The sequence below is a fragment of the Microvirga sp. BF8 genome, assembly GCF_059888585.1.
Genome location: NZ_CM187619.1, coordinates 1272877 through 1297162, shown reverse-complemented (window position 1 = coordinate 1297162; position 24286 = coordinate 1272877). Strand labels below are relative to the sequence as shown.

Sequence of the window (24286 nt, the reverse complement as noted above, 5' to 3'; positions counted from 1 at the left end):
CTGATCGAGCACCCGCCATCCGGATGCTCGATCAGCCGCCCGACGGCCATTCGCCGCCAGAAACTCCCACAAAACCAGAGCCTTTCGGCTCTCCGGACATCGCCCGATTTCCGGCATCAGGACACCGAACCTCTTGGACGACACAACGGCCCCAAGCAAAATTGCCTGGGACCGCTTGTTTCTTGGACCCCGGCTTGAGGCCGGGGAACCTCGCGACCCGAAGGTCGCAAGATTACTTAAGCTCGACCTTGGCGCCGACCTTCTCGAGGGTCGCCTTGATCTTCTCGGCTTCGTCCTTGGCAACGCCTTCCTTGACAGGCTTCGGCGCACCTTCGACGAGGTCCTTAGCTTCCTTGAGGCCGAGGCCGGTGATGCCGCGGACTTCCTTAATGACTTCGATCTTCTTGTCGCCAGCCGCAGCGAGAACGACCGTGAACTCGGTCTGCTCTTCGGCAGCAGCGGCAGCACCGCCACCGGCCGGGGCAGCCGCAACGGCGACAGCCGCAGCAGCGGAAACGCCCCACTTCTCTTCGAGGAGCTTCGCGAGCTCAGCGGCCTCGAGAACGGTCAGCGACGAAAGATCGTCAACAAGCTTGGCAAGATCAGCCATGGATTTCAGTCCTTAAGTTCGATTCGAACGGTTTGATGGTTGAGGTTACGGCCTCACGCCGCTTCGCCTGTCTTGGCATAAGCCCCGAAGACGCGGGCAAGCTTCGCTGCCGGCGCCGTGCTGAGCTGAGCGATCTTGGTAGCCGGAGCCTGGATGAGGCCGACCAACTTGGCGCGCAGTTCATCGAGGGACGGAAGTGTGGCAAGCGCCTTGACTCCGTCCACGTTCAGGGTGGTTGCGCCCATTGCGCCGCCAAGGATCACGAGCTTTTCGTTGGCCTTGGCGAAATCGACAGCAACCTTCGGAGCCGCGACCGGATCGCTCGAATAAGCGATCAGGGTCGGACCTTTCATAAGGCCCGAGATGGACGCGACGTCCGTGCCTTCGAGAGCGATTTTGGCGAGGCTGTTTTTTGCGACCTTAACGGTGGCGCCAACCTGCTTCATCTGCGCGCGCAGCTTCTGCATGTCAGCGACCGTAAGGCCCGCATAGTGGGCAACGACGACCACGCTCGTGTTGGAAAACACGCCGTTGAGCGTCGAGACGAGCTCGCGTTTTGCTGCTCTTTCCACTGGGCTCTCTCCGGTTGGCGGAAGGATCCGCCGGTTACACCAGTCGCTCGTCAGCGCCTCGGCTTGGGGCCGCAGGCGCCTTGGAACGACGCTCTCGCAAGCCCTGTCCCCCAGATCGCGCCCCAGGAAGAGCGCACCAGGCGAGATGGTTCGAACCGACACTCTTGGCTCGCGTTAACGAGCCGGAATTCGGCTTCCCCGTCTATGCAGGCCCTCACGAATTAAGCTGGACCAGCCAGCGCCTGCAGTCTCGGACAGGACATAGCCGGATCGCGCCAAAGGAGAACCTTTGGCCCGCCAGCCTGTCACCGCTCCTCGCGGAGCGGATTTGCAGCCGATGCCTTCCGAAAAAGGACAAGCTTCGGCAGTTTTTGGAAACTCAACGCGATTCCATAAGCCCTTAGGACACAAAAGCCAAGAGGCAATTGCGTGTCTTTTTCGTGCCAAGATGGAAGCATTGGACCATGTAGACCTTCGCAGGCCGGTTTTCAAGGGGAATAGTTCCCTAGAGGAATATAGCGCGTCTTCAGCAGCCGCGCCGGCGCGCCTCCTTTCGGCCCTGATGGCCCCTCCGTCCTCGGGCGAAGAGCTTTGCGGCGATCCAGTGCGACTCAAGCCGAGGGGCGAATAGGCCCTCAGGCTGGATGGAGGACTGCAGGGGACCGAGGCGCAGAGCGGCGAGCGCCCCCTCTCGCAACGATCCTCCCGGAAACGAAGAAGCCCGGCGCTGTGCGCCGGGCTTCGTTTCGTATCTTTGTTGAAGCGCTGATCAGCCGTTGAGGACCGAGGCGGGGTCGACTTTCACGCCCGGGCCCATCGTCGAGGAGATGGCGACGCGCTGGATGTACGTCCCCTTCGCGCCAGCCGGCTTTGCCTTGGCGACAGCATCGGCAAACGCCTTGATGTTCTCAACGAGCTTGGTCTCGTCGAAGGAGGCCTTGCCCACACCGGCGTGAACGATACCGGCCTTCTCGACGCGGAACTCGACCGCGCCGCCCTTGGCGGCCTCGACGGCGCCCTTCACGTCCATGGTGACCGTTCCGACCCGCGGGTTCGGCATCAGGCCGCGCGGACCCAGAACCTTACCGAGGCGGCCGACGAGGCCCATCATGTCAGGAGTAGCGATCGCACGGTCGAAGTCGATCGTGCCGCCGTTGACGGTCTCGAAGAGTTCCTCCGCACCGACCACGTCGGCACCGGCAGCCTTCGCCTCATCGGCCTTGGCTCCACGGGCGAACACCGCCACGCGGACCGTCCGGCCCGAGCCGTTCGGCAGGTTGCAGACGCCACGGACCATCTGGTCCGCGTGGCGCGGATCGACACCGAGGTTCATCGACACTTCGATGGTTTCATCGAACTTCGCCTTGGCGCGTTCCTTGACCAGCTTGACCGCATCCTGGATGCCGTAGAGCTTGGCAGCATCGACGCCCTCGCGGGCACTGCGGATGCGCTTACCTTCTTTCACAGCCATCGTGCCCTCCTTACGCCACTTCGAGGCCCATCGAGCGCGCGGAGCCCTCGATCATGGCCATGGCGGAATCAACGGTGTCGCAGTTGAGATCGACCATCTTCTTCTCGGCGATCTCACGGATCTGGGCCCGCGTAACCGAGCCGGCCTTGCCGCCTTTGCCCGGGGTCTGCGAACCCTTCTCGACCTTGGCCGCCTTCTTGAGGAAGTAGGAGACCGGCGGCTGCTTCATCTCGAAGGTGAAGGAACGATCCTGATAGGCGGTGATGATCACCGGGATCGGAGTGCCCTTCTCCATCTGCGAGGTCTTGGCATTGAAGGCCTTGCAGAATTCCATGATGTTGAGGCCGCGCTGACCCAGCGCGGGGCCGATCGGCGGAGACGGGTTGGCCGCGCCGGCGGGCACCTGAAGCTTGACGTAGCCCGCGATTTTCTTTGCCATAGGACTGCTCTCCAATGGACCAACCGCCCGGAGCCAACCGGACGGTTCGGTGGTTGCAGGTCGCGGTTCGGCCCGATGCTCCCGGCTGGCGACCGGGCGGACCTCCCGCGGATGAAAGCCCCTCGGGGCTTACGAAGCGGCGCCCTGGAGGAGCCGCTCCTTACAGTCAGATCTTTTCGACCTGACCGTATTCGAGCTCGACCGGCGTCGCACGGCCGAAAATGGACACCGCCACCTTGAGGCGGGCCCGGGCGTCGTCGACTTCCTCGACCACGCCATTGAAGGAAGCAAACGGACCGTCCGATACGCGGACCTGCTCGCCGACCTCGAAGCTGACGGAGGGCTTCGGGTGATCGACACCCTCGGCCACCTGCCCCTTGATGCGCTCGGCCTCGCGGTCCGGGATCGGAACCGGCTTGGACTTGTCGGCGCCCAGGAAGCCCGTGACCTTCGGGGTGTTCTTGATCAGATGATAGACCTCGTCGGTCAGGTCGCACTTCACCAGGACATAGCCCGGGAAGAACTTGCGCTCCGTATCGACCTTGCGGCCGCGGCGCACCTCGACGACCTTCTCGGTCGGCACCATCACCTCTTCGAACTTGTCCTCGAGACCGCGCTGTGCGGCCTGATCCTTGATCGACTGGGCAACCTTGTTCTCGAAATTCGAATAAGCGTGGACGATGTACCAACGCTTCGTCATCGCATCCACCTCTTAACCGCCGAAGCCCAGGAGGACCGTACGGACCACCCAGCCCATTGCCTGATCCGCCACGAAGAAGAACAGGCAGGCGACCAGGACCATCACGAAGACCATGGCGGTCGTGATCATGGTTTCCTTGCGGGTCGGCCAAGTCACCTTCGCGGCTTCCGAGCGCACCTGCTGTAAGAAATCGAACGGGTTCGTCTTTGCCATTTCGCCTGCGTCCACGAACCGTCAAGCCGGCTCCGGACGTCCTCTTGAGGGCACCATTCGGCCCAAAGTGAAGGGGCGCGACGCTCTTTTTTCTGAGCGTCGCGCCACCTTCAGAACCATCACTGGGGCGCTCTCTAACCCAAAACGCCCGCTTTGTCGATCCGCTGGCAGGAGTGGAGGGACTCGAACCCCCAACCCCCGGTTTTGGAGACCGGTGCTCTAGCCGATTGAGCTACACTCCTCCGGCGGATCACAGGCGGCGGGAACCCGCCACCTGGAACTTTATTCTCAGTCCATGACCTGAGCGACGACGCCGGCACCGACGGTGCGGCCGCCCTCGCGGATGGCGAAGCGCAGCTTCTCTTCCATCGCGATCGGAGCAATCAGCTCCACTTCCATCGCGACGTTGTCGCCCGGCATCACCATCTCCGTGCCCTCAGGCAGCTTCACCACGCCCGTCACGTCGGTCGTGCGGAAGTAGAACTGCGGACGGTAGTTGGTGAAGAACGGCGTATGACGCCCGCCCTCCTCCTTGGTCAGGATGTATGCCTCGGCCTTGAACTTGGTGTGCGGCTTGATCGAGCCCGGCTTGCACAGCACCTGGCCGCGCTCCACGTCCTCGCGCTTCGTGCCGCGCAGCAGAACGCCGACATTGTCGCCCGCCTGGCCCTGGTCGAGCAGCTTGCGGAACATCTCGACGCCGGTCACCGTCGTCTTCTGCGTCGCCTTCAGGCCGACGATCTCCACTTCCTCGCCAACCTTGACAATGCCGCGCTCGACGCGGCCCGTCACCACCGTGCCGCGGCCCGAAATCGAGAACACGTCCTCGATCGGCATCAGGAACGGCTGATCCACCGGACGCTCCGGCTGCGGGATGTAGCGGTCGACCTCGGCCATCAGCTTCAGCACCGCATCGCGGCCGATCTCAGGCGAACGGTCCTCCAGCGCGCACAACGCCGAGCCCTTGACGATCGGAATGTCGTCGCCGGGGAAGTCGTACTTCGACAGCAGCTCGCGCACCTCGAGCTCGACCAGGTCGAGAAGCTCGGGATCGTCGACCATGTCGACCTTGTTCATGAACACCACCAGCGCCGGAACGCCGACCTGGCGCGCCAGGAGGATGTGCTCGCGGGTCTGCGGCATCGGGCCGTCCGCCGACGACACCACCAGGATCGCGCCGTCCATCTGCGCCGCGCCGGTGATCATGTTCTTCACATAGTCGGCGTGGCCGGGGCAGTCGACGTGGGCATAGTGCCGGTTCGTCGTCTCGTATTCCACGTGAGCGGTCGAGATCGTGATCCCGCGCGCCTTCTCCTCCGGCGCCTTGTCGATCTGGTCGTAGGCCGTGAACGTCGCACCGCCAGACTCCGCCAGAACCTTCGTGATCGCCGCCGTCAGAGACGTCTTGCCGTGGTCAACGTGCCCAATCGTCCCAATGTTGCAGTGCGGCTTCGTCCGCTCAAACTTTTCCTTCGCCATTGATCTCTACCTTACCGAGGCCAGGAACAAAATTCTCAGGGCGTCCCGATATTGCGGTTGCGCTCATTGCGCAAGAGCCAATTTCGATATGCCGTTAGATTATCGGTCATCACGGAGGTGCCGACGTCCGACCGGAACCCGTTGATCCGACTACGACGGGGAGCGGGCGCTATCCGACCGGCCAAGCTTGAGCAAGGGAAACCTAAGTCTGGGGCACCAGGGAAATTGGAGCGGGTGAAGGGAATCGAACCCTCGTATTCAGCTTGGAAGGCTGCTGCTCTACCATTGAGCTACACCCGCGTGCCGGAGAGGCTAGCAGAGGTTTGGGTGGTGGGGGAAGTAGGACTCGAACCTACGAAGGCATAGCCAGCGGATTTACAGTCCGCCCCCTTTGCCGCTCGGGACATTCCCCCATTTGCCCAACCAGAACGCAACGCGCTGAGGCCGTCGACGGAAACGCCCACCGGGCTTCCGTGGGCGCTCTTATGGTGACCCTGATGGCCGGTGTCAACACCAAAGCGCAATCGATATGCGGCCTGTCGGGGTCTGCGCATCCTGTGTTATGTGCCTGGAACCATCGGACACGAACGAGCATCATGAGCGACCGCCCTTCCCCAACCCGCAAGCCCCGTTTCCAGCGCTCCCACGGGAAGGCAGGACGTCGCGATCATGGCCCCCGCCGCACCTTCGGCGACCCCGACGTCGTGGTCCTCTATGGCTGGCACCCTGTCGTCGAGGCGCTGCGCAATGGCAAGCGCAAGGTCCTTCGTCTCCTGGCGACGGAGAACTCGGCCCGCCGCCTGCACGAAGAACTCGGCGAATTCCTCCCCGCCGAACCGGAGATCGTTCGCCCGGACGAGATCAACCGTCTCGTGGAGGCGGATGCCGTCCACCAGGGTCTTTACCTGGAAGCGACGCCCCTGCCCTCGCCCAGTGTTGATTCCCTGAGCGGCAAACGGGTCGTGCTGGCCCTCGACCAGATCACGGACCCTCACAATGTCGGCGCCATCGTTCGCACGGCCGCAGCCTTCGGTGTCGAGGCGATCATCACGACCGCGCGGCACAGCCCCGCTGCCACGGGCGTTCTCGCGAAATCGGCATCCGGAGGGCTCGAGCACGTGCCTTTCATGGTCGTGCGCAACCTCGCGGACACCCTGATCGCCCTCGGCGAGCGCGGCTTCCAGCGGGTCGGTCTCGATTCGTCGGGCGAATCGCGCCTCGACGAAACGCCGCTGCGGCAGCCTGTGGTTCTCGTCCTCGGATCGGAAGGAAAGGGCCTGCGTCAGCGCACCCGTGAATGTTGCGACGTCATCGGCCGGCTCGACATGCCCGGAGCCATCAAGAGCCTGAACGTGTCCAACGCTGCGGCGATTTCTCTTTTTGCTGTGACCAAAGCCGTATCGCCGAAGCCGAACGGATAGGTTGGATGGCTACGCCCTCAAAGCCAAAGCCTTGTTATTTCTTGGTAATTACTTGGAACGACGACCCGGCTTAGACGGAAGTCGAAACTACCAATTGAGAATTGTGGAGCCCGAAGCCGCAGTTAGCTTTCCATCCTGAAAGATTCCGGTGCCCCGCGCACACGGAAAATCAAGACCCGGCCCACCGGGCGCCACCACACTTTGGAAGGAAACGCTATGGCAACAGCAGCAACGACGCCGAGGACGGACGCTCAAGTCCGACCTATGAGCCGGGAGGAGAGGAAGGTCATCGTCGCCTCCTCGGCCGGTACGGTCTTCGAATGGTATGACTTCTATCTCGCGGGTTCGCTCGCCGCGAATATCAGCCAGAATTTCGTGCCCGGCACGAACGATACGGCCAAGTTCATCTTCGTTCTGTTCGGCTTCGCTGCCGGCTTCGCCGTGCGCCCCTTCGGCGCCCTGGTGTTCGGCCGTCTCGGCGACATGATCGGCCGTAAATACACCTTCCTCGTCACCATGACGATCATGGGTCTCTCGACCTTCGTCGTCGGCCTTCTGCCGGGCTATGCCACCATCGGCTACCTGGCGCCAACGGCCTTCATTATCTGCCGCCTCCTGCAGGGCCTCGCGCTCGGCGGCGAGTATGGCGGCGCAGCAACATATGTGGCGGAACACGCGCCTCACGGGCGGCGTGGCTTCTATACGTCCTGGATCCAGACGACGGCGACGGTGGGTCTCTTCCTCTCGCTGATCGTGATCCTGACCCTGCGCCTGAGCATGTCGCCGGAGTCCTTCGCGGCGTATGGCTGGCGCATTCCGTTCCTGCTGTCGATCATTCTTCTGGCCTTCTCGGTGTGGATCCGCCTGCAGCTGAACGAATCACCCGCCTTCCAGAAGATGAAGGAAGAGGGCACCCATTCGAAGGCGCCGCTCACGGAGGCGTTCGGACGCTGGGAGAACGCCAAGGTCGCCCTGGTCGCCCTTCTCGGCGGCACGGCCGGTCAGGCGGTGGTCTGGTATACGGGTCAGTTCTACGCCCTGTTCTTCCTGACCCAGACCCTGAAGATCGACGGCACCACGGCCAACCTGATGATCGCCTTCGCGCTCCTCCTCGGAACGCCGTTCTTCATCTTCTTCGGCTGGCTCTCGGACAAGGTCGGCCGCAAGCCGATTCTGCTTCTCGGTTGCCTGATCGCGGCCATCACCTACTTCCCGCTCTTCGCTTCGCTGGCCAAGACGGTCAATCCGAAGCTGATCGAGGCGACGAACCAGGTGAAGCTCGAGCTGACCGCCGATCCCGCAAGCTGCAGCTTCCTGTTCGACCCTGTGGGTGTCCGCGTCTTCACCGCGCCCTGCGACGTGATCCGCCGCAATCTCGCGAACAACTCGATCCACTACGATCTGGTCAAGGCACCCGCAGGCACCCCGCTCAGCGCCAAGATCAACGGCGCGGACGTGCCGGTGGCCGACAACACGGGCGCAGCCCTCGTCGCGGCGGCGCAGGCGGCGGGTTATCCCAAGGCCGGCGATCCTTCCATCCTCAAGACTCCGAGCGTGGGCGGCGTGCTGTCGGATGCGCGGGCTCTGACGGCTATCGGAATCCTGTTCATCCTGGTCGTCTTCGTGACCATGGTGTACGGCCCGATCGCGGCGATGCTGGTGGAACTGTTCCCGACCCGGATCCGCTATACCGGCATGTCTCTGCCCTACCACATTGGCAACGGCTGGTTCGGCGGGTTCCTGCCTCCGACCGCCTTCGCGATCGTGGCGGCCTCGGGGAATATCTTCTCCGGCCTCTGGTATCCGGTCATCGTGGCACTCATCACCTTCGTGATCGGCCTCCTCTTCGTTCCGGAAACGAAGAACCGCGATATCTTCACCTACGAGAACAAGTGATCGGCGACGGTCAACTCTTTCACCAACGGAAAGCCCCGCCATTGGCGGGGCTTTTCATTTTCGAACTCGCTCCGATCGGCGGATCGATCGCCCGAGCTGTGTTCAGTAGCAGGTCGTGACCTGACGGACGATCCAGCCTTCGTCCTCGACCCAGAGTTTCTTGCGTGACCGGCTGCAGTTCGGGGTCGCATCGTCGGTGCGGAGCGAGCCGGTGACGTCGAGGTCCTTGGCGGCGACAGCCGTGCGGTCTACCTTGGCGGGCTTGCCTGTCTCGTGTGGAGTGGAACGGGACGCCACATGGGACGCCTGGGCGGGAAGCGTGAAAAGAGCGAGGCCGGCGACGATGGCGGCGGCGAGAAGGCCTGCGCTGCCTCGTGAAGGCAAGATCTTACCGGCCACGGATGGTCTGAAACCAAGCATGGGATTGAACTCCTCAGCGGACATTGAGGGGACAATTCCACACCCGGGCGATGGTTGCGGTGCTCCGCAGCACATTATTTTTCCGCAGTGATGGAACTTGCGCGCCCTTGCGTGCGCTGCTACCTCATCCGCCTCAGGTGGAAAGCCGGTTTAGCTCAGTTGGTAGAGCAACCGCCTTGTAAGCGGTAGGTCGCGAGTTCGAGTCCCGCAACCGGCACCACTCCGAACGTCCCCAGTTTCCGATCCGAAAGCGGCTCAGCCTAGCCGGGCTGCGTGTTCGAAGCAGCGCGATGGGGCTTGTAGGCAAGGACCTCCACGCGCTTGATCTCTGGAGGATCGACGAAAAGTTCGGGAGCCTGACGGATCAGAGCCACAGCAACCTCGCCCGCAAGGTGGGCGTCCCGTGCCGCTTCGTCCGGGAAGGCGTCGAAGATCGCGAACGAATTGTGATCGAATCGAAGGGCATACCACGTCGTTGTGCCCGGCTCCGCCTCGACGAGAGGCAAGGCTGACCGGAGAAACTCGGCAGCCTCTTCCTCCCTGCCCATTCTGGCCTCCAGGGCCACGTACAGCGCAAGTTTAGCCATCTTGTTCTCCGTTTCCTCGACGGGAAAAAATGAAAGCCTCTTGGGGCAGAGCCAAGCCCGGGAGCGATCGGATAATGCCCCGGCATCGAAACAGAAATACAGCACTCCCGAGGTCAAACGATCAAGCCGGCCCCGCGAACGTCGTCTTCTCTGCCGCCGTCCCGTGTCTTCAAGGCTTTAACTCTGCGAAACAAAAGAATTCTCAGGCGTGTAGACCGCATCAGGTGCGCCCGCACACTCTGGACTTTGATCGATTACGATACCACCGCCAAGCTTATGCAGGACCAACTCCAGATCTTGGGACGATAATTTAGATGTGCGCGCGAATTCCTCTACGAAAGGTGCTTCGTCTCCGTCCGGTCTCCGCCGGCCGGAGCAGAGGAACCTCACTGTCCCGGTACAACAGCAATTCGTCTTCGCTCCGGCGCCTCTCACGGGCCTCGGCGGGCGGCATCCTGGCGCTTGCGATCGCCCTTCCCATCGGCCCCGTGGCGGCACAGGAGGTGCCCGCCCCCTTTGCGGGCGCGCCGACCGGACGCCTGTTCATTACGCTGGAGGTCCATGGATCGGGCCGCAAGGACCTCCCCAACAAGGTCGAGTGGTCCCGCCTGAAGACGACACGCAAACTCGACCTGGAACTCGCGATGGTCGTGCCTGGCCCAAGTCTTGCGCTCTCCCTGCCGGTCGGAGGCAGCGACGAGAGCGCTGCGGGTATGCCTCCGGGCCTGGAGGCAATGGGCAGAGCGATGAAAAGCTGCGAGGGAGACGAAGCCTGCCAGAAGAGGGCAGCGGCGGCCTTCGCGGTTCAGATGATGGCGAGCCCGAAAGTGCCGCGGTCTATGAAGCTGGATGACAAGCGCTACGTGAACTGGATCGTGGATCGCCGCAGCGCATGCGCGAGAGGCACTGTCGTCATCGAGGATGAAGGTGACGGCGTCAATATCGCACCGCCATCCCCTGCGGCGCCGTATCGGTTCACGCGCACCGGCCGCCTCACGCTGCCGGTCGAGTCCGCGGCGGTGATCGAGAAGGTCTGCCAGGCGGATGTCAGCATCGACACGCAGTCGAACCGCCTCAGCCTTCGGCTGGCCGGATTCGGCTTCCCGACGCCCGTCACCTTGCAGGGGCAGGCCTTTACCTCGGAGAGGTCCGTGCCTTTCCTCGAGGGGGCCGGCAAGATCGAGATCCTGGACCAGCCTTTCGACCCGGACGGCAGGACAGGGGCTGGAAGCGAACGTCTCGCCAAGCTCGGGAGCGTCTCGCACAACTCCGGCGCAACGGTCGCACCGGTCAGCGGCGTTCTGACCTGGCGCTTCGTACGAGACTGACACGCGCGTGCCCGCCGAGCTTGCCCCGGACAACTACGTCATGAAGCAAATCGCGGCCTCCCCGACGCGCTGGAGGATTCTGGACTTCGCGCTCTGCGGAGCCATTCTCGGCGTGTCAGCCGTGCTGGCTCATCAGGTCGAGCACGTCCTGTCGGACGATATCCGTCACGCCGATCCGTTCATGCATGCCATTTTGGAGTTTGGCGCCGGGTCGCTCACCGGATCATTGCTGTTCGCGCTCATCCCGGCAATTCGCCATTGCTCAGCCGGATTGCGTAAGCGCAATGACGCGCGAGACGGAGCGAGCGAAGAACAACCTCGGAAAAAAAGATTCAGGCACCGCAATGAGCAACGAAGAGAATGACAGGCATATCAAGTGGATCGTCTGTCGCGAGACTTTCGAGCGAAGGGATGCCAATGCTGCTGCCGCCAGGACCGCGAGGGAGTTCGAGGCCAAGGCCTCGATGAGACTCGCCGCTCTCCGAACGTGGCTTCAGGTCAGGGACCGCATCGGTCCGATCCTGAACGACCTCAACGAAAAATTGTCATCCATCGGGAGCGAGGTGAGGCTGAGTAAGACCATGCCACACGACGCATCGCACCTGGGTCACCCGCCGATCGGACACGGCCGTGTCGATTTCTTTCAGGACGGAAAAATCACGACGCGCACGTTGGAAGTCGCCCTTTCGGAGCGCGGCATCGTTCATGTCTGCATGTACCTGCCAACGGGGACCCACCTCACGGACATTCCCATCGCTGAGGTCGACGAGGAGCGAATCGAGGCGGTGCTCCTCAATTTTGTCGATCTGGCCACTCGCGACGACTTCCTGCTTGCCGGCTCCCCGTGAGGCTCTCGAAGCTCCGACAGCCCCACCCTGGGAACGGCCCTGAGGAGCGGACTGGAGCTCCCTGCCCCGTCTTTCGGCCTATTGGGTCGCCTTCTCCTGCTTCTCGAGGGACTGGGCCATCTCGAGATGCTTTTGAAGCGTCGGCAGCGAGGCCTTGGCGTAGTCGCTGACGGTTCCGTCGGAGCGTTTCGATTCCTTCTGGTAGTCGCTGATATCTTTCTTATGGTCGGTCACCATATGGGTGACGAATTGGCGGTCGAAGGCGTTGCCGCTGAGTTTCGCCAGCCGGTCATAAGCCGCCTTCTGCTCCTTGCTCGGCTCGGTCGGAGCCGTGACCTGCAGGCTGGATGCTGCGGCAGTCGCCTGGTCCTTGGCGGCGGAATGGTCCTGGACCAGCATCTGGCCGAAGGACTTCACACCTTCGCTGGTGCCCTTTTGCTGAGCGAGCTGTCCCATGGCGATTTCTGCCAGGTTGCCCTGGATTGCCTTGGTGATGAACTGGCGGGCAGGATCCTCCTTAGCCCAGGCCCCCCAGGACGACAGGGACATGAGAGCGACAAGGCCGGCTTTTGCGAGAACATTCGCCATAACGCACCTCCGGAGCCATGCGAACATACGAAGATCGCTCCGGAGGAAACCGATTGGTGATGACGCGGTTCCTCAACGTCCGGAACGGCGCATTTCGACACCCTTCCGCCTGACGTGTCGGCATAAGGCGGATGCGGCGGCCTCAGTATCTGTTGTATGTCCGGCGCCCTTCATGGCGAGGGTAATAGCGTTGGCGCTCGTTTTCCGGGCTGTACCATTCCCCGGTCCGAGGATCTTGGCGAAGGTCCCTCTGAGTCCAAGCTGGACAGCCCTGCGGAGGACAGCGGCCGCCATAAACGCGGTCTCCGACGATTCGCCGGTGAGGCAGCCCGCTATGCCATGCCTCTTGAAGCAGATCTCCCCGGGGTGAAGGCGAAAGGGCAAGGCCATTTGCCGGGATTGCAAACGCGGTGCTGGGAGCAAGGGCAAAAGCTGCCAGGAACAGTGTCAAACCTGAACGTTTCATGAGGGCTTCCTTGTTTCCGATACGTCGCTCTTTTGGAAAGCGCCCGCAGCGTCGACATATCAGCTGCCTCCTAAAATTCTATAAATATGATATCGTTTCAATAATGATTTGGCACAGTCTTCCCGAATGCGCCGCGCCCGGCGCTAGTGACTACGCTCCTTGCCCCAGTTCTCCCGGGCCGCTTCCTCGGATGCTTCCACCTGACGCTGTGTCATCCTGCGGTGCCTGCCGGTGAACAGGAGAAGTGCGAGACCCAGGAGAATGGGACCCCCGATAATGACGAAGCCCCATAGCCACCCACCAGTCATTGGATGTCTCCCTCTCTCTCGCCCAGGGCACGCCCTGGAATACAGCTGCTGGGCTAACAGCCGCAGAAAGTCGTTGTTCCCGACGCGAAGCACCGGCATAGCCAGAACCATCCACGTCTCACATGGCCAGCGGACAGATGATCCAGCCGATTGTCATCACCGATCCGGAAGACCCCCGCATCGAGCCCTATCGCGCCGTGCGCGAGCGCGACCTGGTCGGACGGGAGAACCGTTTCGTGGCCGAGGGAGAGGTTGTTCTGCGCGTCCTGCTGCGACAGAGCCGCTTCGACGTGGAATCGCTTCTGCTGTCGGAAAGCAGGGTCGGAGGCCTGGCGGATGTCCTGTCTTCTCTCGCCGCCGATACCCCTCTCTATGTCGCCAACCGGACCGTAATGGATGCCATTGTCGGGTTTCCGATCCATCGCGGCATCCTTGCTGTCGCCCGCAAGCCTCCGCTGCCCTCGCCGGATTCGTTTCTTGCCGAAATGCCGGAGGACGCACTCGTATTGGGCCTGGTGAGCTTGGCCAATCATGACAATGTCGGGGGCATTTTCCGCAACGCCGCCGCCTTCGGCGCGCATGCCATCCTGCTCGACGATGCGACCTGCGATCCCCTTTATCGCAAGGCGATCCGTGTTTCCGTTGGGGGAGCACTCGTCGTTCCCTTCGCCCGGGCCGGGGCGGCGAACACCATGGTCGGGAGCCTGCGGGCAGCCGGTTTCGAGATCCTGTCGCTATCGCCCTCTGGCGCGGAAACGCTCAGCCAGGTCCGCCGCCGCGGCAGAACGGCCCTGCTCCTCGGGGCGGAGGGTCCGGGACTGCCGCCATCGCTCCTCGCCGAGACCCGCACCGTCACGATTCCCATGAGCGGCGGCTTCGACTCGCTCAATGTGGCGACGACGAGCGGGATTGCTCTCTATGAGCTCACGCGCGTTGCTCCCTACGACGCTTCCAAGCTCTCCGATTCGTGAAAGGCCAAGCTCTTGCTCACCGCAAGGGGATCTCTAGCCTTTAACCCGTTCTTCGGAGAAGGTTTCATGTCCCTGACACGCCGCGCCATCCTCGCCAGTGCCGCCGTTCCCGTCGTCGGTCCAGTCCTTGCCCAGTCGAGCCAGATGCCTGGATCTCAGCCTTCGGCCTCAACGCAGGCTCCGGGCTATTATCGCTACAGGGTCGGCGATATCGACGTCACGGCCATCAACGACGGCTTTGCATTTCGACCCCTCGAGGGCTTTGTCCGCAATGCTGAGCTGACCGACGTCCAGAGGGCGATGCAGGACGCGTTCCTCCCGGCGGACCGGCTCCCGATCACGTTCACGACCCTCGTGCTCCGGCAGAACGGCCGCGTGACACTCATCGACACGGGCAACGGCGACTCGGGTGCTCCGACCTCGGGGACATGGATGTCGAATTTCCGCGCCGCCGGCTTCGACCCGGCGCAGGTCGACACCGTGGTCATCAGCCATTTCCATGGCGATCACATCAACGGTCTGCGCCTCAAGGACGGTACGGCCGTCTTCCCGAAAGCGGAGGTTCTGGTCCCGGCCAGGGAATGGGATTTCTGGATGGACGAAGCGCGCATGAGCCAGGCGCCCGAAGGCATGAAAGGTGCCTTCCAGGGCGTGCACCGTGTCTTCGATCCGATCGCCAAGGACGTGAAGCGCTACGAGGCCGACAAGGAGATCGTCCCAGGTCTCACCTCCATCGCCACCCCCGGGCACACGCCGGGCCACACCTCCTTCATGCTGAACTCGGGCTCGGGCAAGCTGATCGTCATGTCCGATGTCACGAACCATCCCGCTCTCTTCGTCCGCCATCCGGACTGGTCGGCCGTGTTCGACATGGACGCCGACCAGGCACGCCAGACACGTCACAGGATGCTCGATATGGCGGCCGCCGAGCGTGCTCAGGTCTCCTTCTATCACGCCCCCTTCCCGGCCACCGGCCACATCGCCAAGGATGGCGGCGGCTACCGGTTCGTCCCGGTCCAGTGGAGCTCGGCGATCTAAGGCCTCGTCTCATCCAGGAGCCAGGACAGGGTCCCGGGGTCGGCGGCGTCAGGCTCGATGAACAGGATCATGGGCGTCTCATAGGGATGGCGCTTCTTAAGGGCCTGCAGAACCTGTTCCTGCAGGCCCTTGCGCGTCTTGAGGATGCCGACGGCCTCCTCAGCGCGTTCGATGCTGCCTTTCCAGGCATAGACGGATTTCATTCCCGGCAGCACGTTGATGCAGGCGATCAGCCGCTCGCGCACGAGATCCTCACCGATCGCCAATGCCGTGTCGACATCGGGAAAGGTCGTATAGACGAGCAGTGGGTTCTCCATGCTATGCCTTCCATCCAGCAACCGTTCGCGTGCGAGGAGGGTATCCGGGCATGGCCCGCCGTTTCAACCATGTCGCCTTCGTCGCCAGCCCGACCCCGGACGCCCAGTCCGCATTCGCGAGCCTGAAGAGCCGCTATCCCAGCGTCGAGCCGGAAGAGGCCGACGTGATCGTCGCCCTCGGCGGCGACGGACTCATGCTTCGGACGCTCCATCGTTTCATGGGCACGTCGAAGCCGATCTACGGCATGAACAAGGGCACGGTCGGCTTTCTCATGAACGAGTACCGCGACGACGACCTGTTTGAGCGTCTCGAGACGTCGCAGCGAAGCGTCGCACATCCGCTTCTCATGGTGGCGTGGGATGTGCGCGGCCAATCCCATACGGCGCGGGCGATCAACGAGGTCTCCATGCTGCGCCAGACCTACCAGGCCGCGAAGCTGCGCGTCAGCATCGACACCCAGGTCCGTCTGTCGGAATTGATTGCCGACGGCATCCTCGTCGCGACCCCTGCCGGCTCGACCGCCTACAACCTCTCGGTCAACGGCCCGATCCTGCCTCTCAACGCGCCGCTCCTGGCGCTGACGCCGATTTCAGCGTTCCGTCCGCGCCACTGGCGCGGTGCGCTGCTGCCGGACTATGCCAAGATTCAGATCGAGGTCCTGGAGCCGGAGGAGCGGCCGGTCAGTGCCGTGGCGGACCATACGGAATTCCGCGACGTGTCGCGCGTTCATACTTCCCTGGACCGCAGCATCGATCTCGTGATGCTCCACGATCCCGGCCACAGCCTGGACGAGCGCATCCTGCGGGAGCAGTTCGGTTATTGACGGCCGCGTCCGCCGGCGGCATGCGGTTTCCGGAGGACGGGCGAGAACAAGGATCCTTGCATGAGCGACGATAGGACGAGGCATCCGCGCGGCGGCCTCTATTTCGAGGATTTCACCATCGGCGACGTCATCCGCCACCGCCTCACCCGGACGGTGACGCAAATGGACAACATGCTGTTCTCCAACATGACGCTCAATCCGCAGCCCCTCCATATAGACGCGCATTTCTGCGCCACCGAGACCGAATGGGGCCAGCCGCTGATGAACTCCCTCTTCACCCTCGGCCTCATGATCGGCATTTCGGTCAACGACACCACGGTCGGCACCACCATCGCCAATCTCGGCATGACGGACGTGAGGTTTCCGGCTCCCCTGTTCGAGGGCGATACGGTCAGCGCCACGACGGATGTCGTCGCCAAGCGGGAATCGAAGTCGCGGCCCGATGCCGGCATCGTCGAGTTTCTTCACCGCGCCTACAAGCAGGATGGAACCCTGGTGGCCGAGTGCCGGCGCCAGGCCTTCATGCGCAAGCGCAACACGACGATAGAGGTTTGATATTCCATGCGTTCTCTCCTCTTCGTCCCCGGCGACAGCCGCAAGAAACTCGACAAGGCGCTGACCGCCGGGGCCGATGCGCTGCTGATCGATCTCGAAGACTCGGTCGCACTCGACGGCAAGGCGGGCGCTCGGCAGGTCACGGCCCAATTCCTTTCGGAAGCGAAGCTCGAAACGAACCGTCCCCGCCTCTACGTCCGGGTCAACGGCCTGACCACGGGCATGATCGACGAAGACCTCGACGCGGTGATGGGACCCGGGCCCGACGGCATCGTTCTGCCCAAGGCGGTCGGCGGCATTGACGCTTCGCATCTCGGGGCGAAGCTCGCGGTCCGGGAAGCGGAGTTCGGCCTCGACGACGGCAGCACGCGGATACTGGCCATCGCGACGGAGAATGCCCTCGGCGTCTTCGCCCTTGGGACCTTCGGGGGAGCAAGTCATCGTCTCGCGGGGATTGCCTGGGGAGGTGAGGACTTGTCGGCCGATCTCGGCGCGGAGGCCAATCGGGGCGACGATGGGCGTTACACCGAGCCCTACCGGCTCGCCCGATCCCTGACCCTGCTTGGCGCCGCAGCGGCGGGTGTCGACGCCGTCGATGCGGTCTACACGAATTTCCGCGACACGCATGGCCTCGCCGCCGAATGTCGCGAGGCCCGTCGGGACGGCTTCGTCGCCAAGATGGCGATCCACCCGGCCCAGGTTCCGGTCATCAACGAGGCCTTCACGCCGTCGAGCGAGGCCATCGCGAAAGCGCAGGCCGTGGTGGCGGCTTTCAAGGTCGACCCTGGCGCCGGAGTCGTTGGCGTTGCGGGAGAAATGCTCGACCGCCCTCATCTCGTCCGGGCAGAGCGTCTCCTGGCACGGGCCGGGAAGCTTTAGGCCCCAGGCCGCGTCATCGCGAACCTGGTCTCCGGGGTCGCGACGAAATAGTCGCGGTAGCCCGACCGAGCGATCGGACGCATCGCAGCCGTGTCGACGAGGCCGTTCACGATGAACCGGTCGTCGATATGGATGCCGACCACCTGTCCGATGACGAGATGGTAGGACGGCTGGCCGCCTTCCAGGGGAACGAGCGGCACGGTCTGGACCCATTTGCATTCGAGCGCCGCCAAAGCCGCGGCAACGCGGGGCGGCCTGACGAGGCGGGAGGGCGCGGCCTCGAGGCCCGCATGGGCCATCTCGTTCTCGCCCCGGGGGAGAGGCGCCGAGGTGATGTTCATCTGCTCGCGAAGATCGTAGGTCGCGAGGTTGCAGACGAATTCCTTCGTCTCCTCGATGAAGGTCACCGCATCCTTCAGCCCGTTGGACGAAAAGGCCACCATGGGCGGGTTCTCGGAAATGGCGTTGAAGAACGAGTAGGGCGACAGGTTGATCTCGCCCTTCGCGCTCATGGCCGTGATCCAGCCGATGGGTCGCGGTGTCACGATGGCCTTGAACGGATCGTGGGGCAGGCCGTGGTTCTTGGCGGCGGTTTCGTAGAACATGGGGGCCGGTCAGTAACGGGTGACGATGTCGGTGAGGTTCGGGCGGGGCCGGTCCGTCGGGGTCTCCGATGCTGTCCCGATATGGATGTATCCGGCGATCCGCTCCTCGGGGGCGAGGCCGAGAGCATCGAGAACGCGCCGGTCATAGGCCGTCCACCCCGTCAGCCAGCTCGCCCCATAGCCCAGGGCCGTGGCGGCATTGAGGAGGTTCATGCAGACCGCGCCGGCGGAGAGAACCTGCTCCCAATCTGGGATCTTCACGTGCGGTGTCACCCGGGACACGACGGCGACCACGAGCGGCGCCTGGGCGAACCGCGCGCGCTCCGCCGCGACCTTCTCGGCATCGGCACCGGGCTGGTCGGCCAGGTAGACCTTCTCCAGTTCCGCCCCGAGCCGCTGGCGCCCCTCTCCCTCGATGAGGATGAAGCGCCAAGGGACAAGCTTGCCATGGTCCGGCACGCGGGCGGCGACAGTCAGCAGGGTGTCGATCTCGGATGGGCTGGGGCCAGGCTCTGCGAGCCAGCGGGCGGGCACCGAGCGGCGTTGCTGAAGGCGGGCAAGGCTTTCGTTCATAGGACCTTCATCCGGCAAGGATTATATGAGACACTGTGTGGGTATGCCTCAAGATGGTGAGTTCCCGACAGGGCAAGCCCCTGCCATGGTATCGCCGTCTTGTTGCGCTTGAGGGAGCGCGGGCATTGTTGGGGGCCGTCGCACAAAACAAATCGCGATGGATGTATAGGGGGAGCGCGGCGTCACGCCAAGCAGGTTTCCCGGGCATGGCAAGGAGCGGCGGCGTGCTGCCATCGGCGGCGATGCGGCCCTCGCGCGGCTCGGGCTTCTTCGTCTAAGTCTGCGTAGGAGTTAACCGGCCAAGCGCCGCTATAACAACAATGAGCACATCAGTACCTGCATCGGGCGGCCCTCCTGGGCCCGGGATCTGGACGACGCGGCCGACCCTTGTCGCTCTGGCGATCATCGTCGGCGTCTGGGCCCTCGCGGCCCTCGTGTGGCCCCTGACCGGAGCCGTGGTCCCCTGGGATTCCAAGAACCAGTTCTATCCCACTCTGCGCTACCTCGGCGCGGCGCTGGCCCATGGCGAGATGCCGTTCTGGAACCCCTACCATTTCGGCGGCCATCCCTCCGCCGCCGATCCTCAGTCGCTCCTGTTCACCCCCACCATGCTCCTGTTCGGCTGGCTCGTTCCGGAACCGTCGATGAAGCTCTTCGACGTGGTGGTCTTCGCGCATTTCCTTCCCGGCGCCCTGGCCTTCGTGCCGTTGTTCCGCCGGCGCGGATGGCATCCGGCGGGCGCGGTGGTCGCGGCGATCGTGTTCATTCTCGGTGGCTCGGCGAGCGCCCGCCTGCAACATACCGGCATCATCCTGAGCTATGGCTGGTTTCCCCTGGCGCTTCTCATGCTGGAGGAGGCCCTCGACCGCCGCTCCTATCGCTTCGGGGCCCTGTTCGCCATCGTCGCCGTCCTGATGACCATCGGCCGCGACCAGGTCGCGTTCCTGTGCGACATGACGCTCATCGCCGCCGCCGGCTACCGCATTGCCACGGCGCCACGCCCCCTCGCCTATTTCAAGTCGCGTCTCGGCGTCCTTTTCTCGATGGCGGTTATCGGCGGCGCGCTGCTGGCGGTGCCCGTCGTGCTGACGATGCAGTTCCTGGCGACGTCGACCCGGCCTTCCTTCGGCTTCGGGGTCGCCGCCATGGGATCCCTCCCGCCTGAGAGCCTGGCGACGGTCCTCTTCGGCAATGTTTTCGGCTCCTTGCGCTGGACGTACGATTACTGGGGGCCGGACTGGCACAGCCTCTCCGAGGGCACCTGGACGGATCGCGCCACCAACTATCTCTTCATCGGCACCATCCCGGCCCTGCTCTTGCTCTGGCACGGCATCGCGGGCGGCCGCTTGCTGGCGCGGGAATTCCGGTTCTTCCTCGTGACGGGCCTGCTGGCTCTGCTCTATGCCCTCGGCCGGTACACACCGGGCTTCGAGATGATCTTCGACCATATGCCGGGCGTCGATCTCTATCGTCGTCCCGCGGATGCGACGTTTCTCATCAATGTGATCCTCGCCTTTTCAGCGGGGTATCTCGTTCATCGCTACATCGTCGACGGCCTCCCGAAGTGGACGGCTTCGGCGCTCGGCAAGCTCCATCTGTTCCTGCCGATGCTCGCCCTGGCGCTCGTGATCGCCGCCATTGCCAGCGCCATGGCCTTCGCCCTGCGCGCGGGACAGGGGGCGGCGGCCATGCGCGAAATCGGCCTCGGCCTGGTCGCAGCCGCCATTCTCATCGGCCTCCTGGCGAAAGCGAGCGGCACTCCGCGCTGGCGCGAAATCTCCGCTGCCCTGCTCATCGCCATGACCGGCGGAGAGCTCGTCCTGCGCCATGCGGCCTCCCCCCTGAATGCCGAGCCCGCGGAACGCTATGCCGTGTTCCGCCAGTTGCCGCCGGAGCAGCTCCAGGGCCTCCAGATCCTCAAGCGCGAGCTTGCCGACCGTCATGCCCAGGGCGATTATCCCCGCGTCGAGATCCTGGGCCTCGGGGGCCCCTGGCAGAATGCCTCCATGGTTCTCCAGCTCGAGGACATCATCGGCTACAACCCGCTTCGGCTGGCCGATTACGAGCGGGCCGTGGGGCCCGGCGAAAATGCCGAGGATCCCAATCTGCGCACCTTCCCGGCGACGTTTCGGGGCTACAAGTGCCGTCTCGCCAGCCTTCTCGGCCTCGAATATCTCGTCCTCGATCGTCCCATCGAGCGGATGCCGCGCCATTTCCCGCGCCTGACGGGTGCCGAGATCGTCTACGGTACGGGCCGCATGTGGATCTACCGGCTGAACGGGGCCAGCCCGCGGGTCTATATGGCCCACGAGGTCAGCGCCGTGGATTCGGAGGCCGCCCTCGACCAGGAGGAGCTGCCGGAATTCAACCGCCAGAGCGAAGCGCTGATCGACGATGCCAGCATGCATCATCTCAAGGAGCGCTATGCCTCCTCCGCGGAAGGCGTGAGCCCGAAGGACCTGCACGATCAGACGAAGATCGTCAGCTACCAGCGCAATTCCATCGCCATCGACGTGGAGGCGGAGGAGGCCGGCGTGCTCGTGCTGCACGACGTCTATTACCCCGGCTGGGAAGTGACCGTGGACGGGGAGCGCAAGCCGATACTCCGCGCCAACCTGCTCTTCCGCGGCGTCGAGATTCCGGCGGGCCGGCACCGGGTCGAGTTCAATTTTCGGCCCATGTCGTACGAAAACCTGATCGCGGCCGCTTCCGACCTCGTCAGAAGCAAGAAGGAACAGCCGATCAGAACCGCCGAAGCCCCTCGGCCGCGGTGAAATCGGCCCTCGTGGATGATTTGACGTGATATTGCGCCCGACCTCCCTTTGCCTGGCGATGCTGCTCCTTTCCGGGGCCGCGCAGGCCCAGACACCGCCGGCGGTTCCGTCCCTGAGCCAGAAGCCGCCGCCGATCACCCTTGGTCAAGTGACCTTGGCAACCAGCGCTGTCTTTTCCGACAACCAGCCGATCAGGTCCGGCCTCGTCTGGCGGGTCTACGAGGACAAGGGCGATACGACCCAGCCGACCATCATCGCCCGCTCGAGCAGCCCGGCCCCGACCTTTTCCCTTTCTCCGGGGAACTACATCGTGCACGTCGCCTATGGGTTTGCGGGCGCTTCGAAGCGTTTCAGCATCCAGTCCGGCGGGCTGACCGAGCGCCTGGTCATCAGCGCCGGTGCTCTCCGGCTCAAGGGAGCGGTCGGCGACACGTCAATTCCGGCCAGCAAGCTCACCTTCGCGGTCTATGTTCCGATCGGCTCGAATTCGGAAGGGCGACTCGTCATCGGCGACGCCAAGGCGGACCAGGTGATCCGTCTGCCCGAGGGCACCTATCATGTGGTTTCCACCTACGGCGATGCGAACGCGATCATGCGCGCGGACCTGAAGGTTGAAAACGGCAAGGTGACGGAAGCGACCCTGAACCATCGCGCCGCTACCGTGACCCTGAAGCTCGTCGCGGCTGAGGGTGGCGAGGCCTTTGCAGGAACGGCCTTCAGCGTTCTGACGCCGGGCGGCGACGTGATCCGCGAAGCCATCGGCGCATTTCCCTCCGTGACGCTCGCGGAGGGCGATTACGTCCTCATCGCCCGCCACGAGGGCAAGGTCCATACCCGCGACTTCAAGGTGGAGAGCGGTCTCGACCGGGATGTGGAGATCGTCGCCAAGCCGTAGGGCCCTCGGGTTGCTGCAGACGTTGGGCCAGCGTCGCCATTCATGAAAATGCCCTGAAATCCTGAACTTTTTCACCCTCGGCGGCATTGACGGGCAGGAATGCACGGTCGCCGGGTCCTTATCGATAACCTTCGTGGGCGGCCTCAAACGGGAGCAGGCTCATGAGGATTTCAGAGGTTATGACCCGCGATGTGCGCGTGATCGCGCCTGACCGGTCGATCCGCGATGCGGCGCGCCTGATGGACGAAATGAATATCGGGTCGCTGCCGGTCTGCGATGGCCGCCGCCTCAAGGGTGTCATCACCGACCGGGACATCACCGTGCGCGCGACAGCGGCCGGCCTTCCCCCCGACGAGACTCTCGTCCGGGACATCATGTCCGATAACGTCTGGTGGTGCTTCGACGACGACGATGTGAACCACATCGTCGAGCTCATGAGCGATCATCAGATCCGTCGCCTTCCTGTGGTCGATCATGACAAGCACCTCGTCGGCATCGTCGCCCTCGGGGATCTGGCAACCGATGATCAGGCGAGTGCCTCGACGGCCCTGCACCGGATCTCGAGCCCCTCCGAGCCGGATCGCTCGCCCGGCGGCTGGGAGCGTCCTCGTCGGCAGTGGCTGAGCGAAACCGAACAACGGGAACTCACCCGTCGCGAGCGCGAGGGCGGCCGTGGAGAGCCCCCGCGTCCGCCGCATGTCCCGACGCGACGGCATGATCCTGGCTCCGCCCGCTTCCAGTTCCGGGACGAGGACGACGAGCGCGCCGCCTTCGGCAGCACGGGAGGCCCTGTCGGCGCACGTGAACGCAATCCGCGCATGCGCGGCGGGTTTGGAGGCGAGGGCTACCAGAATTACGGCGAGGACTATGGCCGCTATGATACCGGACGGGGCGGAGGCGGATATCGCCCGCGCCAGTTCGGGACCTCGACCGCAACCGGGCATTGGGAGCATCCCGGTGACGACAGCAGCGCAAGCGAACGGCGCATGCAGGACCGGGAGCGCACATGGAGCCTCGTCAACGAGAGGCGCGACCACAGCAATTATGGCAGCGGCCCGGGCAATACCCGTTTTGAGAATGATGCCACGGGCAGCCGAGGCGAGGTGCGTCGCGGCGAGCATCGGGGCAAGGGCCCGCGGAGCTACCGGCGCTCCGACGACCGCATCCGCGAGGATATCAGCGAGCACCTCATGGACGACGCGCTTCTCGACGCATCGGAGATCGAGGTCACCGTCAGCGATCGGGAGGTGACGCTCAGCGGAACGGTCCGCGATCGCACTGAAAAGCGGCGGGCGGAGGACATCGCCGAAGCCGTCTCCGGCGTCACCCACGTCCAGAACAACCTGCGGGTCGGTCAGCATCAGCCAGGCCACCCCTCGGGGACCGAGGTCGGCGATTCCGGTGTGGCGACCGGGAATCCCGGCAGCGGCACGGCGGGTGTCGCAGGGGGGTCCCCGTCCGGGGGACGCAGGACAGGGCGGCAGCCACAGACGAGTTGATGAGAGACCT

At 63.8% G+C, this 24286-nt stretch carries 27 protein-coding genes and 4 tRNA genes; 14 read left to right on the top strand and 17 right to left on the bottom strand.

Translation table 11 applies throughout. The features are described from left to right. Window positions 1-232 precede the first annotated feature (232 nt). The 10 genes from rplL to AC522E_RS06140 form a co-directional block, all read right to left on the bottom strand. On the bottom strand, window positions 233-610 hold the full coding sequence (rplL, locus tag AC522E_RS06185; protein WP_500749504.1) for a 50S ribosomal protein L7/L12: 378 nt from the start codon (window positions 608-610) through the stop codon (window positions 233-235). 53 nt (window positions 611-663) lie between these two features. Beyond that, a complete protein-coding gene (gene rplJ / locus AC522E_RS06180) occupies window positions 664-1182 on the bottom strand; it encodes a 50S ribosomal protein L10 (RefSeq protein ID WP_500750600.1) in 519 nt (172 codons plus the stop codon). Window positions 1183-1951: 769 nt separating this feature from the next. Beyond that, window positions 1952-2653, bottom strand: a complete 702-nt coding sequence (gene rplA / locus AC522E_RS06175; RefSeq protein WP_500749503.1) for a 50S ribosomal protein L1 — start codon at window positions 2651-2653, stop codon at window positions 1952-1954. 10 nt (window positions 2654-2663) lie between these two features. After that, complete coding sequence (gene rplK / locus AC522E_RS06170; protein WP_500749502.1) at window positions 2664-3092, bottom strand: 50S ribosomal protein L11; 429 nt, start codon at window positions 3090-3092, stop codon at window positions 2664-2666. Window positions 3093-3258: 166 nt separating this feature from the next. Next, window positions 3259-3792 carry a transcription termination/antitermination protein NusG gene (gene nusG, locus AC522E_RS06165; protein ID WP_224311551.1) on the bottom strand — a complete coding sequence of 178 codons (534 nt, stop codon included), beginning with the start codon at window positions 3790-3792 and terminating at the stop codon, window positions 3259-3261. Window positions 3793-3804: 12 nt separating this feature from the next. Then, window positions 3805-4005, bottom strand: a complete 201-nt coding sequence (gene secE / locus AC522E_RS06160) for a preprotein translocase subunit SecE (RefSeq protein WP_500749501.1) — start codon at window positions 4003-4005, stop codon at window positions 3805-3807. Between the two features lie 165 nt (window positions 4006-4170). Further along, a tRNA-Trp gene (locus tag AC522E_RS06155) sits at window positions 4171-4247 on the bottom strand. 46 nt (window positions 4248-4293) lie between these two features. Then, on the bottom strand, window positions 4294-5484 hold the full coding sequence (tuf, locus tag AC522E_RS06150; protein WP_500749500.1) for an elongation factor Tu: 1191 nt from the start codon (window positions 5482-5484) through the stop codon (window positions 4294-4296). Window positions 5485-5710: 226 nt separating this feature from the next. Further along, window positions 5711-5784: transfer RNA gene (locus AC522E_RS06145), tRNA-Gly, on the bottom strand. A gap of 28 nt (window positions 5785-5812) precedes the next feature. Further along, window positions 5813-5897 (bottom strand) — tRNA-Tyr (locus tag AC522E_RS06140). A 183-nt stretch (window positions 5898-6080) separates the two neighbouring features. Between AC522E_RS06140 and AC522E_RS06135 the strand changes: the two genes are divergently transcribed. Further along, window positions 6081-6905 (top strand): TrmH family RNA methyltransferase, encoded by an 825-nt coding sequence (locus AC522E_RS06135; RefSeq protein ID WP_500749499.1) that lies wholly within the window; start codon window positions 6081-6083, stop codon window positions 6903-6905. Between the two features lie 216 nt (window positions 6906-7121). Continuing rightward, window positions 7122-8801, top strand: a complete 1680-nt coding sequence (locus AC522E_RS06130) for an MFS transporter (RefSeq protein WP_500749498.1) — start codon at window positions 7122-7124, stop codon at window positions 8799-8801. Between the two features lie 102 nt (window positions 8802-8903). Here the strand turns inward: AC522E_RS06130 and AC522E_RS06125 are convergent, their stop codons facing one another. Then, window positions 8904-9221 (bottom strand): hypothetical protein, encoded by a 318-nt coding sequence (locus AC522E_RS06125; protein ID WP_500749497.1) that lies wholly within the window; start codon window positions 9219-9221, stop codon window positions 8904-8906. A gap of 144 nt (window positions 9222-9365) precedes the next feature. On the opposite strand from AC522E_RS06125, the gene AC522E_RS06120 reads away from it, so the two are divergent. After that, window positions 9366-9441: transfer RNA gene (locus AC522E_RS06120), tRNA-Thr, on the top strand. A gap of 40 nt (window positions 9442-9481) precedes the next feature. On the opposite strand, the gene AC522E_RS06115 is transcribed toward AC522E_RS06120, so the two are convergent. Further along, window positions 9482-9808 (bottom strand): putative quinol monooxygenase, encoded by a 327-nt coding sequence (locus tag AC522E_RS06115; protein WP_500749496.1) that lies wholly within the window; start codon window positions 9806-9808, stop codon window positions 9482-9484. A 341-nt stretch (window positions 9809-10149) separates the two neighbouring features. Between AC522E_RS06115 and AC522E_RS06110 the strand changes: the two genes are divergently transcribed. From AC522E_RS06110 to AC522E_RS06100, 3 genes are read left to right on the top strand one after another with little or no spacing between them, the layout of a single operon-like run. Continuing rightward, on the top strand, window positions 10150-11136 hold the full coding sequence (locus tag AC522E_RS06110; protein ID WP_500749495.1) for a hypothetical protein: 987 nt from the start codon (window positions 10150-10152) through the stop codon (window positions 11134-11136). Window positions 11137-11176: 40 nt separating this feature from the next. Further along, on the top strand, window positions 11177-11500 hold the full coding sequence (locus AC522E_RS06105; protein ID WP_500749494.1) for a hypothetical protein: 324 nt from the start codon (window positions 11177-11179) through the stop codon (window positions 11498-11500). Beyond that, a complete protein-coding gene (locus tag AC522E_RS06100) occupies window positions 11481-11984 on the top strand; it encodes a hypothetical protein (RefSeq protein WP_500749493.1) in 504 nt (167 codons plus the stop codon). Before AC522E_RS06105 ends, AC522E_RS06100 begins: the two co-directional genes overlap by 20 nt. 78 nt (window positions 11985-12062) lie before the next feature. Here AC522E_RS06100 and AC522E_RS06095 read toward each other — a convergent pair whose 3' ends face one another. Beyond that, entirely contained in the window at window positions 12063-12572 is a 510-nt protein-coding gene (locus AC522E_RS06095) for a DUF4142 domain-containing protein (protein WP_500749492.1), read from the bottom strand. A gap of 609 nt (window positions 12573-13181) precedes the next feature. Continuing rightward, window positions 13182-13346: a hypothetical protein gene (locus tag AC522E_RS06090; RefSeq protein ID WP_500749491.1), complete on the bottom strand. Its 165-nt coding sequence runs from the start codon at window positions 13344-13346 to the stop codon at window positions 13182-13184. Window positions 13347-13483: 137 nt separating this feature from the next. Here AC522E_RS06090 and AC522E_RS06085 point away from each other — a divergent pair, with 137 nt between their 5' ends. After that, a complete protein-coding gene (locus AC522E_RS06085; RefSeq protein ID WP_500749490.1) occupies window positions 13484-14317 on the top strand; it encodes a TrmH family RNA methyltransferase in 834 nt (277 codons plus the stop codon). Window positions 14318-14383: 66 nt separating this feature from the next. Continuing rightward, complete coding sequence (locus tag AC522E_RS06080; protein ID WP_500749489.1) at window positions 14384-15355, top strand: MBL fold metallo-hydrolase; 972 nt, start codon at window positions 14384-14386, stop codon at window positions 15353-15355. Here the strand turns inward: AC522E_RS06080 and cutA are convergent. Continuing rightward, window positions 15352-15672: a divalent-cation tolerance protein CutA gene (gene cutA, locus AC522E_RS06075; protein ID WP_500749488.1), complete on the bottom strand. Its 321-nt coding sequence runs from the start codon at window positions 15670-15672 to the stop codon at window positions 15352-15354. The genes AC522E_RS06080 and cutA overlap by 4 nt on opposite strands. 50 nt (window positions 15673-15722) lie before the next feature. Between cutA and AC522E_RS06070 the strand changes: the two genes are divergently transcribed. Genes AC522E_RS06070 through AC522E_RS06060 form a run of 3 tightly spaced genes read left to right on the top strand, consistent with a single transcriptional unit; the run spans window position 15723 to window position 17930 of the window. Next, window positions 15723-16496 carry an NAD kinase gene (locus tag AC522E_RS06070; RefSeq protein ID WP_500749487.1) on the top strand — a complete coding sequence of 258 codons (774 nt, stop codon included), beginning with the start codon at window positions 15723-15725 and terminating at the stop codon, window positions 16494-16496. A 60-nt stretch (window positions 16497-16556) separates the two neighbouring features. Further along, complete coding sequence (locus AC522E_RS06065; protein WP_500749486.1) at window positions 16557-17051, top strand: MaoC family dehydratase; 495 nt, start codon at window positions 16557-16559, stop codon at window positions 17049-17051. A 6-nt stretch (window positions 17052-17057) separates the two neighbouring features. Next, a complete protein-coding gene (locus AC522E_RS06060; RefSeq protein WP_500749485.1) occupies window positions 17058-17930 on the top strand; it encodes an HpcH/HpaI aldolase/citrate lyase family protein in 873 nt (290 codons plus the stop codon). Here the strand turns inward: AC522E_RS06060 and AC522E_RS06055 are convergent. Both AC522E_RS06055 and AC522E_RS06050 read right to left on the bottom strand, forming a co-directional pair. Continuing rightward, a complete protein-coding gene (locus AC522E_RS06055) occupies window positions 17927-18535 on the bottom strand; it encodes a flavin reductase family protein (protein ID WP_500749484.1) in 609 nt (202 codons plus the stop codon). The genes AC522E_RS06060 and AC522E_RS06055 overlap by 4 nt on opposite strands. A 9-nt stretch (window positions 18536-18544) precedes the next feature. Continuing rightward, window positions 18545-19108, bottom strand: a complete 564-nt coding sequence (locus AC522E_RS06050) for a nitroreductase family protein (protein WP_500749483.1) — start codon at window positions 19106-19108, stop codon at window positions 18545-18547. Between the two features lie 320 nt (window positions 19109-19428). On the opposite strand from AC522E_RS06050, the gene AC522E_RS06045 reads away from it, so the two are divergent. The 3 genes from AC522E_RS06045 (at window position 19429) to AC522E_RS06035 (ending at window position 24276) form a co-directional block, all read left to right on the top strand. After that, the gene (locus AC522E_RS06045; protein WP_500749482.1) at window positions 19429-21882 is read left to right on the top strand and encodes a YfhO family protein; all 2454 of its coding nucleotides are present in this window, start codon (window positions 19429-19431) and stop codon (window positions 21880-21882) included. A 58-nt stretch (window positions 21883-21940) separates the two neighbouring features. Beyond that, window positions 21941-22777: an RgsD C-terminal domain-containing protein gene (locus tag AC522E_RS06040; protein ID WP_500750599.1), complete on the top strand. Its 837-nt coding sequence runs from the start codon at window positions 21941-21943 to the stop codon at window positions 22775-22777. Between the two features lie 161 nt (window positions 22778-22938). Continuing rightward, the gene (locus tag AC522E_RS06035) at window positions 22939-24276 is read left to right on the top strand and encodes a CBS domain-containing protein (RefSeq protein WP_500749481.1); all 1338 of its coding nucleotides are present in this window, start codon (window positions 22939-22941) and stop codon (window positions 24274-24276) included. Window positions 24277-24286: the final 10 nt, after the last annotated feature.

Bases quoted from the DNA above. Each gene is read 5' to 3' on its own strand.
- AC522E_RS06035 (WP_500749481.1), top strand. From the start codon at position 22,939: ATGAGGATTTCAGAGGTTATGACCCGCGATGTGCGCGTGATCGCGCCT.
- AC522E_RS06100 (WP_500749493.1), top strand. From the start codon at position 11,481: ATGAGCAACGAAGAGAATGACAGGCATATCAAGTGGATCGTCTGTCGC.
- AC522E_RS06080 (WP_500749489.1), top strand. From the start codon at position 14,384: ATGTCCCTGACACGCCGCGCCATCCTCGCCAGTGCCGCCGTTCCCGTC.
- AC522E_RS06130 (WP_500749498.1), top strand. From the start codon at position 7,122: ATGGCAACAGCAGCAACGACGCCGAGGACGGACGCTCAAGTCCGACCT.
- AC522E_RS06105 (WP_500749494.1), top strand. From the start codon at position 11,177: ATGAAGCAAATCGCGGCCTCCCCGACGCGCTGGAGGATTCTGGACTTC.
- AC522E_RS06050 (WP_500749483.1), bottom strand. From the start codon at position 19,108: ATGAACGAAAGCCTTGCCCGCCTTCAGCAACGCCGCTCGGTGCCCGCC.
- secE (WP_500749501.1), bottom strand. From the start codon at position 4,005: ATGGCAAAGACGAACCCGTTCGATTTCTTACAGCAGGTGCGCTCGGAA.
- AC522E_RS06060 (WP_500749485.1), top strand. From the start codon at position 17,058: ATGCGTTCTCTCCTCTTCGTCCCCGGCGACAGCCGCAAGAAACTCGAC.
- rplK (WP_500749502.1), bottom strand. From the start codon at position 3,092: ATGGCAAAGAAAATCGCGGGCTACGTCAAGCTTCAGGTGCCCGCCGGC.
- tuf (WP_500749500.1), bottom strand. From the start codon at position 5,484: ATGGCGAAGGAAAAGTTTGAGCGGACGAAGCCGCACTGCAACATTGGG.
- AC522E_RS06055 (WP_500749484.1), bottom strand. From the start codon at position 18,535: ATGTTCTACGAAACCGCCGCCAAGAACCACGGCCTGCCCCACGATCCG.
- AC522E_RS06085 (WP_500749490.1), top strand. From the start codon at position 13,484: ATGATCCAGCCGATTGTCATCACCGATCCGGAAGACCCCCGCATCGAG.
- rplL (WP_500749504.1), bottom strand. From the start codon at position 610: ATGGCTGATCTTGCCAAGCTTGTTGACGATCTTTCGTCGCTGACCGTT.
- AC522E_RS06040 (WP_500750599.1), top strand. From the start codon at position 21,941: ATGCTGCTCCTTTCCGGGGCCGCGCAGGCCCAGACACCGCCGGCGGTT.
- AC522E_RS06125 (WP_500749497.1), bottom strand. From the start codon at position 9,221: ATGCTTGGTTTCAGACCATCCGTGGCCGGTAAGATCTTGCCTTCACGA.
- AC522E_RS06045 (WP_500749482.1), top strand. From the start codon at position 19,429: ATGAGCACATCAGTACCTGCATCGGGCGGCCCTCCTGGGCCCGGGATC.
- AC522E_RS06135 (WP_500749499.1), top strand. From the start codon at position 6,081: ATGAGCGACCGCCCTTCCCCAACCCGCAAGCCCCGTTTCCAGCGCTCC.
- AC522E_RS06070 (WP_500749487.1), top strand. From the start codon at position 15,723: ATGGCCCGCCGTTTCAACCATGTCGCCTTCGTCGCCAGCCCGACCCCG.
- AC522E_RS06090 (WP_500749491.1), bottom strand. From the start codon at position 13,346: ATGACTGGTGGGTGGCTATGGGGCTTCGTCATTATCGGGGGTCCCATT.
- AC522E_RS06095 (WP_500749492.1), bottom strand. From the start codon at position 12,572: ATGGCGAATGTTCTCGCAAAAGCCGGCCTTGTCGCTCTCATGTCCCTG.
- rplA (WP_500749503.1), bottom strand. From the start codon at position 2,653: ATGGCTGTGAAAGAAGGTAAGCGCATCCGCAGTGCCCGCGAGGGCGTC.
- AC522E_RS06065 (WP_500749486.1), top strand. From the start codon at position 16,557: ATGAGCGACGATAGGACGAGGCATCCGCGCGGCGGCCTCTATTTCGAG.
- nusG (WP_224311551.1), bottom strand. From the start codon at position 3,792: ATGACGAAGCGTTGGTACATCGTCCACGCTTATTCGAATTTCGAGAAC.
- cutA (WP_500749488.1), bottom strand. From the start codon at position 15,672: ATGGAGAACCCACTGCTCGTCTATACGACCTTTCCCGATGTCGACACG.
- AC522E_RS06115 (WP_500749496.1), bottom strand. From the start codon at position 9,808: ATGGCTAAACTTGCGCTGTACGTGGCCCTGGAGGCCAGAATGGGCAGG.